The 11,534-nt window shown below is 74.7% G+C and carries 13 protein-coding genes and 2 tRNA genes; 9 read left to right on the top strand and 6 right to left on the bottom strand.

Annotation, left to right across the window (positions count from 1 at the left end):
- Positions 1-111: 111 nt before the first annotated feature.
- Genes ACQP60_RS02745 through ACQP60_RS02725 form a run of 5 tightly spaced genes read right to left on the bottom strand, consistent with a single transcriptional unit; the run spans position 112 to position 5,389 of the window.
- A complete protein-coding gene (locus ACQP60_RS02745; protein WP_429728289.1) occupies positions 112-549 on the bottom strand; it encodes a single-stranded DNA-binding protein in 438 nt (145 codons plus the stop codon).
- A 48-nt stretch (positions 550-597) separates the two neighbouring features.
- Positions 598-2,187 carry a GTPase gene (locus tag ACQP60_RS02740; RefSeq protein ID WP_429728288.1) on the bottom strand — a complete coding sequence of 530 codons (1,590 nt, stop codon included), beginning with the start codon at positions 2,185-2,187 and terminating at the stop codon, positions 598-600.
- A complete protein-coding gene (locus ACQP60_RS02735) occupies positions 2,184-3,848 on the bottom strand; it encodes a GTPase (protein ID WP_429728287.1) in 1,665 nt (554 codons plus the stop codon). The genes ACQP60_RS02740 and ACQP60_RS02735 overlap by 4 nt, the downstream gene beginning before the upstream one ends.
- Before the next feature lie 60 nt (positions 3,849-3,908).
- Positions 3,909-4,496, bottom strand: a complete 588-nt coding sequence (locus ACQP60_RS02730) for an NAD(P)-binding domain-containing protein (protein ID WP_429728286.1) — start codon at positions 4,494-4,496, stop codon at positions 3,909-3,911.
- Positions 4,493-5,389 carry an NAD(P)-dependent oxidoreductase gene (locus ACQP60_RS02725; RefSeq protein WP_429728285.1) on the bottom strand — a complete coding sequence of 299 codons (897 nt, stop codon included), beginning with the start codon at positions 5,387-5,389 and terminating at the stop codon, positions 4,493-4,495. Before ACQP60_RS02725 ends, ACQP60_RS02730 begins: the two co-directional genes overlap by 4 nt.
- Positions 5,390-5,515: 126 nt before the next feature.
- Between ACQP60_RS02725 and ACQP60_RS02720 the strand changes: the two genes are divergently transcribed.
- Positions 5,516-5,896 carry a winged helix-turn-helix transcriptional regulator gene (locus ACQP60_RS02720; RefSeq protein ID WP_429728284.1) on the top strand — a complete coding sequence of 127 codons (381 nt, stop codon included), beginning with the start codon at positions 5,516-5,518 and terminating at the stop codon, positions 5,894-5,896.
- Positions 5,897-5,909: 13 nt separating this feature from the next.
- Here ACQP60_RS02720 and ACQP60_RS02715 read toward each other — a convergent pair.
- Positions 5,910-5,982: transfer RNA gene (locus tag ACQP60_RS02715), tRNA-Arg, on the bottom strand.
- 222 nt (positions 5,983-6,204) lie between these two features.
- Here ACQP60_RS02715 and ACQP60_RS02710 point away from each other — a divergent pair.
- The 8 genes from ACQP60_RS02710 (at position 6,205) to ACQP60_RS02675 (ending at position 11,532) form a co-directional block, all read left to right on the top strand.
- Complete coding sequence (locus ACQP60_RS02710; RefSeq protein WP_429728283.1) at positions 6,205-6,384, top strand: hypothetical protein; 180 nt, start codon at positions 6,205-6,207, stop codon at positions 6,382-6,384.
- Positions 6,385-6,549: 165 nt separating this feature from the next.
- Positions 6,550-7,188 carry an oligoribonuclease gene (gene orn / locus ACQP60_RS02705; RefSeq protein WP_429728282.1) on the top strand — a complete coding sequence of 213 codons (639 nt, stop codon included), beginning with the start codon at positions 6,550-6,552 and terminating at the stop codon, positions 7,186-7,188.
- 70 nt (positions 7,189-7,258) lie between these two features.
- Positions 7,259-7,334: transfer RNA gene (locus ACQP60_RS02700), tRNA-His, on the top strand.
- A gap of 103 nt (positions 7,335-7,437) precedes the next feature.
- Positions 7,438-7,833: a DUF1801 domain-containing protein gene (locus ACQP60_RS02695; protein ID WP_429728281.1), complete on the top strand. Its 396-nt coding sequence runs from the start codon at positions 7,438-7,440 to the stop codon at positions 7,831-7,833.
- 80 nt (positions 7,834-7,913) lie between these two features.
- Positions 7,914-9,227 carry an MFS transporter gene (locus ACQP60_RS02690; RefSeq protein WP_429728280.1) on the top strand — a complete coding sequence of 438 codons (1,314 nt, stop codon included), beginning with the start codon at positions 7,914-7,916 and terminating at the stop codon, positions 9,225-9,227.
- Positions 9,228-9,332: 105 nt separating this feature from the next.
- Positions 9,333-10,154 (top strand): ABC transporter ATP-binding protein, encoded by an 822-nt coding sequence (locus tag ACQP60_RS02685; RefSeq protein WP_429728279.1) that lies wholly within the window; start codon positions 9,333-9,335, stop codon positions 10,152-10,154.
- Positions 10,151-10,795, top strand: coding sequence for an ABC transporter permease (locus tag ACQP60_RS02680; protein WP_429728278.1), 645 nt, complete (start codon positions 10,151-10,153; stop codon positions 10,793-10,795). Before ACQP60_RS02685 ends, ACQP60_RS02680 begins: the two co-directional genes overlap by 4 nt.
- A complete protein-coding gene (locus ACQP60_RS02675; protein ID WP_429728277.1) occupies positions 10,792-11,532 on the top strand; it encodes an ABC transporter permease in 741 nt (246 codons plus the stop codon). Before ACQP60_RS02680 ends, ACQP60_RS02675 begins: the two co-directional genes overlap by 4 nt.
- Positions 11,533-11,534: the final 2 nt, after the last annotated feature.

Genomic DNA, 11,534 nt, shown 5'->3' with positions numbered 1-11,534 from the left:
TTCGATCGCGCGGAGAACCCGAGGGGTCGGGTCCGAGAGGTTCGAGGCTCCAGCGGGCGGGCTGGAGGACCGGCATGGCGGCCGGTCCACCAGCCTACGCGACCTCGGGCCTCATACGCCGACCGGCACCGGCTCGGGCTCCCGGTCCGGCTCCCGGTCCGGCTCAGTGACGTCGTCCTGCTCCGTCCGGTCGACCACGCGCGTGAACCGCGCCAGCCCCCGGGTGACGTCGGGGCCGACGCCGTGCGCGTCGATGACCAGCTGCCAGCGGTCCTTGCCGTCCTGCGTCCACTCCTCGGTGGACAGCCGGCCGGTGACGACCACGGGGTCGCCCTGCGTCAGCGACTCCGCCACGTTGCGAGCGCCGGCGCGGAACGACTTGACCGTGAACCACAAGGTCTGGCCGTCCGACCACTCCCCGCTGCGCGGGTCGCGCACCCGTCGCGTGCTCGCCACGCGGAAGGTGGTCCACTCCACCCCGCCGTCGGACCGGTGCAGCGTCGGCTTCGTCCCGACGAACCCGTTCACCGTGATGCTGACCTCGTTCATGCGCTCCTCCTGGGTCCGCCGCCGGCACGCGCCGACGGGACCCCAGGATCAGTCGCCCGAGGCCCGGTGCGCCCCCGTCTTCGGCGTGGCTGTGGACGACGGCGCCAGCTCGGAACCTGTGGGCAGCCTCAGGGACCCGGTGAGCGGCTGCGACGTCGGCAGCTCGGTCGCCGCCTGCGCGAGCTCGCGCACCCGGCGGTGCTCGTGGAGCAGCTTCTGCGTCGGCTCGCCGAGCCCTTCGGCCAGGACCCGCTCGAGCGCCGACCGGCCCGCGGCCGCCACCGCCTGCTCGCGCTTGCGCGCCAGCGTGCGCCGCGAGGCCGTGCCGGCGAGCGCCACCACCACCGCGGCCACGACCAGCACGCCGGCCAGCGCGAGGACCACGGCCGGCCAGGGCGCCGCGACGTCGAGCACGCCCGTGACGGCAAGGACCCCCACGACCGCCGCCACCACCGCGACCGCGCCCAGCACCCACGCCGTACGGCGCAGCGTCCGGGCCGCCGACGGGCCGGTCGTGTCGAGGGCGATCCCGCGCAGCGCGCCCGCCACCGACGTGCGCAGCTGGTCCGCCCCCGCCACGGAGGAGGCGAGCGACCGCTGCCACCCCGGGCGCAGCGAGGCGCCGGCGCGGGTCAGCCAGCGGGCCCGCGACAGCGCGACCGCGTCGCGGTCCGGCGGCGGCACCTCGGGCCGGCCGTAGCCGTTGCGCACCGCGTTGCCCACCTGGCTCGCGACCGCGTCCAGGCCGGTCGCGGCCACCAGCGCGTCCAGCTCCCGCTCCACCGCGGGGCCCATCTGCCACGGCACCTCCGCCGGGGTCTGGGCCAGCAGCAGCCGCGCCGCCACGTCCAGCTCGGCGGCCGCGCGCCCGGCCGCGACGGACCGGCGCGCGCACGCCTCCTCCAGCAGCCCCCGGACGCGGTCGATCCCCTCGCCCGTCTTCGCGGACACCCCCTGCACGTACACGCCGGTCAGCCCGTCGTCCTCGAGCAGTCGCGCCAGGTCGGCGAGCAGGTTCTCCCGCTGCGCGTCCGGCACGGTGTCCACCTGGTTGAGCAGCACCACCATCGACGACTCGGAGCCCACGGATTCGCGCAGATACCCCGAGTGCAGCGCGTCGTCCGCGTACTTCTGGGGGTCCACGACCCACACCAGCAGGTCCACGAGCGGCAGCACGCGGTCCACGACCTCGCGGTGCGCCGGCTCGACGGAGTCGTGGTCGGGCAGGTCGAGCAGCACCAGCCCGGCGAGCTTCTCCTCGTCCTCGCCGTCGAGCTCGCCGCCCTGGGTGATGCGCCGCTCGCGGTCCACGCCCACCCAGTCGAGCAGGGCCTCCGCGTCGTCCGACCAGGAGCATGCCGTGACGCGCGCCGTCGTCGGTCGCTTCACGCCGACGTCGGCGAAGCTCAACCGGGACACCTTGTTGAACAGGCTGGACTTGCCCGAGCCCGTGCCCCCGGCGAACGCCACGACCGTGTGGTCGACGCCGAGCGCGAGCCGCTCGCGCACCCCGTCGACCGCGGCCGAGACCCGCTGCGACGTGGCGTCGTCGAGGCGCGGCCCGGCGATCTCGAGCGCCTGCGCGAGATCCTCCGTGCGGGCCCGTAGCGTCGCGTCGTGGGACGGGCTCTCGGTCATGTCAGCCTCCTGAGCTCGGCGAGTCGCACGCGCAGCCCGGCGGCCGCGTCGTCGGCGGGTTCGGACGGACCGAGGTCGTCCAGCACGGCCTGCACCTCGGCGTCGACGACGGCGGCCGCCCGGTCGCCGAGGTCGTCGCGCAGGGTGGCGACGGGCGCGGTGGCCAGGTGCCCCAGGACGCGCTCCAGCAGGCGGTCGGCGTCGCCGCTGCCCGCGGCGGAGGCGAGGAACAGGGTGGCGAGCCCGCGTGCCCCGAACGCCTTGACGGCGGCCTCGACGCGGGGACCCGACGCGGCGTCGCCGGTGAGGTCCCCGACGAGGGCGTCCGCCCGGTCGGCCCACTGTGCGACCCGGCCCGGGACGTCGGCCTCGCGCGCGGCGGTGCGGGCCGCGCCGTCGGGCGCGACGGCCTCGCCGCCGGCGGGCGCCCCCGGGCCGGCGAGCACGGCGCGCAGCCGCTCCTCCACCCGGGCACCGGACGCCGCCAGCGTGCGCGACGCGGCGTCGACGACGTCGGTCCGGAGGCCCTCGAGCGCCGCCTCGCGGGCGCGGCCGGCGCGGCGCGTGCTGCGCGCCCGGTCGCCGCGGACCTTGACGCGGTCGACGCCGACGGCCCCGGACAGCTCGCGCCAGCGGGCCTCCACCGAGGCGCCGGCGACGACGCCGGCCGCGACCGCGTCGCGGGCGAGCTGCTCCGCGGCGGGGATCTCCTCCGTGACGCGGCGACGCAGCACGTGCACGGCCTCCTGCTGCGCGTCGATCGCGTCCGCGAGCGACGTCACCCAGCCGGGCAGCGCGCCCAGCGCGCCCTTGAGGGTGCGCACGACGACGGCGCGCGACCGGTCCGGCCCGGCGAGCATGGTGAGCCAGCGCCGCACCGGCTGCACGACCGACGGGTCGAGCAGGCCCTCGTGCGGGCCGACGTCGGGGATCACGAACAGGGGGACGTCGGTCATGCCGTGCTCGCGCAGGCGCTGCAGCAGGTCGCCGCGCACCGTGGTCAGCGTCTCCTTCGGCACCCGGTTGAGCACCATCGCCACCGACGCCCCGCGCTCCGTGGCGCGGGCCAGCGCCTGCCAGGGCAGCGCGTCGCCGTAGCGCGCGGCCGTGGTGACGAAGAGCCACAGGTCGGCGGCCTCGAGCAGCTGCTGCGCCGTCGAGCGGTTCTGCTGCACGAACGAGTCGAGGTCGGGCGCGTCCAGCAGCGCCGTCCCGCGCGGCACGCCCTCGTGCTGCACCACCCGCGACAGCTCCGTGACCGGGCCGGTCGCCATGACGTCGGCGTCCGCGGGGTGGTGGGCGAGGACCGGCTCGCGGGTCGTGGGTCGCAGCACGCCCGCCTCGGAGACGGTCTCCCCCAGCAGCGAGTTGTACAGCGTGGACTTGCCCGCGCCGGTCGAGCCCGCGACGACGACGACGGCCGGCGAGGACAGCTCCTTGAGGCGCGGCAGCAGGTGCTCGTCGAGCTGCGCGAGCAGCCGGTCGCGGGACGCCGTGGCCTCCTCGGCCCCGTCGATCGGGAGGGGGAGCTCGACCGCCGCGACGTCACGCCGCAGGTCGCGGGCGACGTCGTGGACGGTGACGCCGATCTCCTCGCCCGCCCCGGCGTCCTTCCTGCTCGCGGCACGGCGCGAGGCACGGGTCTCCAGGGAAGGTGTCACGGGCACATCCTTCCCGCTGGCGCGTTCCGTGCCAAACGCGCGCGCCGGTCGCCTGCGGGTTCAGCGGCGGCGCAGGCTCTCGTAGATCCGCGCGAAGCCCTCCGCCCCGTGTCCGGCGTCCACCTGGCGTCGGCGCAGCTCCTCCACCATGGCGATCGGGGCCGGGTCCACCCCCTGCTCCTCGCTCGCCCGCACCAGGTGTCCCAGGTCGGACCAGTCGAGGCTCTGGACGGGCGACGAGTAGTCCCCGCTGTCGATCGCCTCGGCGTCGAGCGCCACGAACATGATCGCGCCGTCGAGGTAGCGCACGCCGTGCCCCGCCGCCCAGGCCGCGAGCTCCCGTGCCTCGGCCGGCGTGGTGGTGGTGAGGTTGACGACGGCGCGGCCTCGCAGGTCGTCCACCACGGGGTCGAGCGTCGCGCGGACGGACGCCTGCCCGTAGAGGCAGACGACGACGATCGGCGCGGCCACGACGGCGTCCCGGACGTCGGCGGCTCGGCGGGCGCCACGCGACACGAGCTCGGCGTCCCGGCCGGACGTGCGGTTCCAGACCGCGACGTCGTGCCCCGCGTCGAGCAGCGCGCCGGCCAGCGCGCGGCCCATATGCCCGAGGCCGAGCAGGGTCGCCTCGGCGGCCCGGCCGCTCATCGCGGGTCCCGGATGCCGTCGATGATGCGCGTCCAGTTGTCGCCGCCATGGCCGGCGTCGATCGCGCGACGATAGTGCGCCTGGACCGCGCGCGGCAGGCCGACGTCGATCCCGGCCGCCGCGCTGGCGGCGACCACGTGGTCGGCGGTGGCGCCCATCATGGTCGAGGTGCTGAGGTGCCCGGGGTGCAGGCCGGCGTCGATCTGCTCGCCGACGCCCACCGGCGTGCTGTCCCCCGCCGTGAGCATCGCGGGGATGTCCGCCAGCGTGGTCAGCGCCTCGGGGAGGAAGTCGCGTGCGGACACGCCCGCGCTGCCCACCAGGGCGGTGGCGTGCATGAGGGCGGACAGCGCCGTGAGGAAGACGTCGAGCTGCGCCTGGTACATGAGCTGGGCCAGGCCGGCGTCGGCGCCGACGTACCGCGAGGCGGCCAGCTCCCCCAGCACGTCGGCGTGGCGGTCGAACACGTCGCGCGGGCCCGAGTAGTAGGCGTACGCCTCGTCGGTGCCGACCGTCGGCGCGGGCGTCATCATCCCTCCGGCGAGGAAGGCCGCGCCGTGCGCCGTCGCCCACGCCGCGGCCTCGCGCGTGCGGTCCGGGGTGTCCGAGCTGAGATTGACCAGCGTGCGCCCGGCGAGCGCGTCGGCGGCGCCGTCGAGGATCGCGTCCATGGCCGCGTAGTCGGTGAGGCTGAGGATTACGAGCTCCGCGGCCTCGAGGGCGTCGCGCGGCGTCGGCGAGAGGACGGCGCCGTCGGCGACCACGCCCTCGGCGCGCGACGGCGTGCGGTTCCAGACGGTGACCGGGTGGCCCCCGGCCAGGAGGCGACGGACCATCGCCTGCCCCATCGGGCCCAGGCCGATCACGGTGACCGGTGCGTGCTGTGCGGTCATGCGCGGTGCTCCTCTTGTGCGTGGTGGCGGTGTGCCTCCATGCTCTGGGGGTACGGAGACGCTGAGAAGTACGCACTAATTACTGCGGTACTCACCTCGAGGGAAGTACCCCGACCGAGGAGCACCATGACCGTCAGCACCCGGCGCGGCCCCTACGTGTGCGGCATCGACGCCGCGCTCGACGTCGTCAGCGGCAAGTGGAAGGGCCTCATCCTCTGGGAACTCGACGCGCACGGCGTGCGCCGGTTCGCCGAGCTGCGCCGCGGCCTGCCCGGCGTGAGCGAGAAGATGCTCACCCAGCACCTGCGGGAGATGGAGGCAGACGACCTCGTCGTGCGCACCGTCTACGCCGAGGTGCCGCCCCGCGTCGAGTACTCCCTCACCGACCACGGCCGGGCGCTCAACGCCGCGCTCGCCCCGCTGGGGCAGTGGGGCTCCGACCGCATCCGGCGCGAGCGCCGCGAGCTGGTCGACCACGCCGACGCGGCGGCGATGCCGCGGCCGTGAGGTCGATCGAGGGTGCCCCCAGCAGGACTCGAACCTGCAACCTACGGATTAGAAGGCCGTTGCTCTATCCATTGAGCTATGGAGGCGCGGGGCTCATCGTATCCGCCCGGCCACGCACAGCTCGGATGCCCGTGGCCCGAATCCAGCACGCGACCACCTCGCGACCTGGGAAAAAGCCGTGCGCCGGACGACGACGTCCGTGCAGACTCGTCCATGCACCGCGGTGACGCGCGGCCGGTCCGACACCGGTCGCACGGGTGGTCCCTGGCCCGGACCGACGACCCCACGTCACGAAGGACACCATCACCATGTTTCCCCCGGAGAACCTGCTTCTCGTGCAGGTCATCCAGCGCGAGCGCCTCGAGGAGGCCGAGCGCGAACGCACCGTCCGCCGACTGCGGTCGCAGCGCAAGCTGCGCCGGCAGCCGCACGCCCGTCGCCAGCGCACCGGTCTCTCCCGGGTGCTGTTCGACCGGCTCACCGCATGACACCCGCCGGGCGAGCGCCCGCCGGGTACCGACCCGGCGACGACACCGCCACGAGGGCCCCGCGGCCCGGACCGTTCCACGAACCGTCCGGAGCAGCGGGGCCCTCGTCATGTCGTCGGCCCTGCCGGGAGCCGGCGCCGGGCGTGCGGACCGTAGGCTGACCCCGTGAGCCCCGCGAACCCGAACGAACGCATCGTGTGGATCGACTGCGAGATGACCGGCCTGGACCTGCGCGCGGACGCGCTGGTCGAGGTGGCCGCCGTGGTCACGGACTCCGAGCTGAACGTGCTCGGCGAGGGGGTCGACGTCGTCATCGCGCCGCCCGCGGCCGCCGTCGAGCAGATGAACGACTTCGTCCGCGACATGCACACGACGTCCGGCCTCATCGAGGAGCTGTCCGGGGGCATGACGCTCGCCGACGCCGAGCAGGCGGTGCTCGACTACGTGCGCGAGTGGGTGCCCGACCCGGGCAAGGCGCCGCTGGCCGGCAACTCCGTCGGCACGGACAAGATGTTCCTCGACCGGGACATGCCCGAGCTGGTGGGGCACCTGCACTACCGGATCGTCGACGTGTCGTCGATCAAGGAGCTCGCCCGCCGCTGGTACCCGCGCGTGTACTTCGCCTCCCCCAAGAAGGACGGCGGCCACCGGGCGCTCGCGGACATCCTGGAGAGCATCGACGAGCTCCGGTACTACCGCGAGGCGCTGTTCGTGCCCCTGCCGGGGCCGGACACGAAGACGGCGCGGGCGGTCGCCGAGCGCGTCAGCGAGACGTCCGTCACCCGGCACCGCACGGAGGCCTGAACCGCCCCGCGGAGCATGTACACTTTTCGACGGCCCGGTGCTTCGGCTCCGTCGCAGTCCCAGGGCCGTGGTGGCTATAGCTCAGTCGGTAGAGCGCCTGGTTGTGGTCCAGGAGGTCGCCGGTTCAAGCCCGGTTAGCCACCCCATCACGAGAGGCCCCGCAGCGTCCGGTCGGACGCGGCGGGGCCTCTCGCCGTTCCCGGGGCACGCATCGGGCGCGCGGTGGGTGCGGGCGCTAGCGTCGGGCGCATGGGAGAGGACCGGCGGGGCGACCCGGACGACGTCGCCGCCGTGCTGGACAGCCTCGCTCCCTCGGCGCGCGCCGTCACGGAGCGGCTGCGCGCGCTCGTGGCGGAGGTGCTCCCCGACGCCGTCGAGGAGCCGGACCCGACGGCCCGCCTGATCGGGTACACGTACCGCCCCGGGACGTACGTGGGCCTGGTCGCGGCGGTGGCACCGCACCGCGCGCACGTGAACCTCATGCTCGCGCGCGGCGCCGAGCTGACGGACGACGACCCGCACGGCCTCCTCGACGGCGCGGGCAGGCGCGCGCGGCACGTCACGTTCCGCTCCGAGGCGGACGTCGACCGGCCCGGCGTCCGCGACCTCCTGCTCGCCGCGGCGGCGCGCACCCCACGGCCCTGACCTCGACGGCGACGTTCCGGTATACCATCGTCCCGGCCGCGGGACGCGGTCCCCCGCGACCCGAAGGAGACACCGCCGCCGTGGCACGACAGGCCGCCCCCGCCCGACCGAGCAGGCCCTCCGGCGCGTTCTCCTCCCTGCGCGGCAACCGCCCGTTCCAGCTCCTGTGGGCGTCCAACCTGTTCTTCTTCGGCGGCGTCTGGACGCAGACCCTCGTGCTCGGCTGGCTCGCCTTCGAGCTCACCGGGTCCGAGCTCCTCGTCGCCGTCTACACGGCGGCCCGCCTGGCGCCCATGCTGCTGGGCCCGGTCGCCGGCGCGCTGGCCGACCGCTACGACCGCATCCGGCTCCTGCTCGTCGCGTGCACCTGGGCCACCGGCGCCGTGGCCGTGGTCGCCGCCCTCGCCACGGCCGACCTGCTGCCGTACTGGGCGCTGGTCGCGGGCGGTTTCGCCATCGGCATCGCCCAGTCGCCGTCCCAGCCGGCGCGGATGTCCCTCGTGCTCGATCTCGTGGGCCGCGAGAACCTCTCCAACGCGAACGCGCTGAACTCGATGGCGATGAACATGACGCAGGTGATCGGGCCGGCGCTGGGCGGCGGCATGATCGCCGCGATCGGCGCCTCCGCGGCCCTGTGGGTCTCCACCGCCTGGTACGTGGCGTCCCTGCTGCTCATGCTGCCGCTGCGCGCCCTGCGCACGCGGACGGGACCGGGCGGGCACGCGTCGACGTCGGTGCTCGCCATGGTGGCGGGCGGGTTCCGCGCCGTCGCGGGGAACCGGCTCGCCGTCGCGGTCCTCCTGGTCACTCTGGCGGCGAACGTCTTCCTGTGGCCGGTGTTCCAGTCGTTCATGCCCGTCTTCGCCGCCGAGTCGTTCGGGCTCGACGCCGCGGGGCTCGGCGCGCTCCTCACGTGCGCCGGCGTGGGCGGCCTCGTCGGCTCGCTCGTCATCGCCGCGCTGGGCGACTTCCGGTTCAAGGGGGCACTGTTCGTGCTCGGCACGACCGTCTGGGGGCTGGCGTGGGCGGCGTTCTCGCTGGCCACCTCGCCCGCGCCCGCCTTCGTGCTCATGGCCGTCATCGGGCTCGCCAGCGCGGCGTTCGGCGTGCTCCAGACCACCCTGCTGCTCATGGTGACCGAGCCGGCCGTGCACGGTCGGGCGCTCGGCCTGCAGGAGCTCGTCATCGGCGTGATGCCCGCCGCGACGCTCGCCATCGGCGCCGTCGCCGAGCAGGTCGGGGTGCCGCGCACCGCGCTGGGCGCCAGCCTGGCGATGGTCGTCTGCCTCGTCGTCCTCATGCTCGCCGTCCCCGCCCTGCTGCGCCTCGGGCGGCCGGGGGACCCGTTCGGCGCCGCGCCCGAGACGACCGGAAGGCCCCGATCCGCGACATGACCGGCCGGCACCCTCGCGTCCAGCGCGGGGATGTGGTCGGCTAGGGCGTCGGAGCACGTCGGCCTGCGCCCGTGCTCCTCCATCCCAGGACGGAGGCGCCGCCCCATGATCGAGTTCCGGTCGGTCACCAAGACGTACCCCGACGGCACCGTGGCGGTCGCGAACTTCGACCTCGTCGTGCCGCCGCACCGCACGACCGTGCTCGTCGGCTCGTCCGGCAGCGGCAAGACGACGCTGCTGCGCATGATCAACCGGATGGTGGACCCCACCGCCGGGACGGTCGAGATCGACGGCACCTCGGTGCTCGACCGCGACCCGGTGAAGCTGCGGCGCAGCATCGGGTACGTGCTGCAGAACGGCGGGCTGCTCCCCCACCACCGGGTGCTCGACAACGTCATGACGGTGCTGCGGCTGGAGGGGACGCCCAAGGCCCGGGCCCGGGAACGGGCCCTCGAGGTGCTCGACGTGGTCGGCCTCGACCGCTCCCTCGCCGAGCGGTACCCGAGCCAGCTCTCGGGCGGCCAGCAGCAGCGCGTGGGCGTCGCGCGCGCCCTCGCGGGCGACCCGAACATCCTGCTCATGGACGAGCCGTTCGGCGCTGTCGACCCCATCGTGCGGGCGGAGCTGCAGACCGAGACCCTGCGCCTGCAGCAGGAGCTCAACAAGACGATCGTCTTCGTCACCCACGACATCGACGAGGCGTTCCTGCTGGGCGACCAGGTGGTCATCCTCGAGACCGGGGCGCAGGTCGCCCAGGCGGGCAGCCCGAGCGAGATCATCGAGGCGCCCGCGAGCGACTTCGTCGCCAGCTTCATCGGCGTCGAGCGCGGCACGCGGGCGCTGCACACCAAGGAGACGGACCGCGGCACGGTCCTCGTCGACGCCGCCGGCCGCACCCAGGGCGTGCTGGTGGAGGACGCCCCGTGACCTGGGTCGCCGACAACCTCGACCTCATCGGTCGGCTCACGGTCGAGCACCTGCGCCAGAGCGCCCTGCCGATCCTGCTGGGCCTCCTCGTGTCGATCCCGGCGGGCTGGCTCGCGTTCCGCTTCCGGCTCACCCGCGGGCTGGTGCTCACGCTCGTCGGCCTGCTGTACACGATCCCGTCGCTCGCCCTGTTCGCGCTGCTGCCGCCGCTGCTCGGCATCAGCTTCCTGTCCGAGGTCAACCTCGTCATCGCGCTGACAATCTACGCGATCGCGATCATGACCCGGTTCGTCGCCGACGCCCTCGCCTCCGTCGAACCCACCGTGCGGCAGGCGGCCGTGGCCGTCGGCTACGGCCCGTGGCGCCGCTTCTGGCAGGTCGACCTCCCGCTGGCCGGGCCCGTCGTGCTCGCCGGGCTCCGGGTCACGGCGGTGTCGACGATCTCCCTGGCCACCGTCGGCATCCTCATCGGGATCGACAACCTCGGCTACCTCTTCACGAACGGGTACCAGCGCCAGATCGTCGCCGAGATCCTCGCGGGCGTCGTGGCCGTGGTGGTCGTCGCCCTGCTCGTGGACTGGCTGCTGGTGCTGCTCGGGCGGGTCCTGCTGCCCTGGACGCGACGGAGGGCGGACGCATGAACCTCTTCTCCGACGCCATCGCCTGGATCTTCTCCCCCGACCGCGCGGAGGGGGCGCTGCCGCTGTCCGAGGCGATCGGCACGCACCTGGCCTTCACGTTCGTCTCCGTGCTCGTGGCCGCGTTGCTCGCCGTGCCCGCCGGGTGGCTCATCGGCCACACGGGCCGCGGCCGCGAGGTGGCGGTCGCCCTGTCCGGCGCCGCGCGGGCCGTGCCGTCGTTCGGGCTGGTGCTGCTGCTCGTGCTGGTCCTCGGGGTCACGCACAAGGTCGCCGCGTCGACGACGGCGTTCGTGCTGCTGGCGATCCCGCCGATCCTGGCCGGGGCGTACGCCGGTATCGAGGCCGTCGACCGGCGCGTCGTCGACGGCGCCCGCGCGGTCGGCATGACGCCCGGGCAGGTGCTGCGGACCGTCGAGGTGCCGCTCGGCCTCCCGCTGCTGATCGGCGGGCTGCGGTCGGCGACCCTCCAGGTGGTCGCCACGGTCACCCTGGCCGGGTACGTCGGCAACTGGGGCCTCGGCTTCTACATCGTCCAGGGGATCCAGCTGCGGGACTTCTCCCAGATCCTCGGCGCCGCCCTCGTGATCGTCGTGCTGGCGGTGGCCCTCGACCTGCTCTTCGCGCTCCTGGAACGCGCCGTCGTCCCCCGCGGCGTCGCCGCCGGCCGCGCGTCGCCCGACGCACCCACCCGCCCTCGCCGGGGCTCGCACCACGCGCTCGGCGCCGACCCGACCTGACC

Origin of the sequence: Isoptericola variabilis (assembly GCF_050311655.1) — a bacterium.
Lineage (GTDB): Bacteria > Actinomycetota > Actinomycetes > Actinomycetales > Cellulomonadaceae > Isoptericola > Isoptericola variabilis.
Note: the sequence above shows the minus strand (reverse complement) of the source record. Positions and strands in the feature narration are given on the sequence as shown.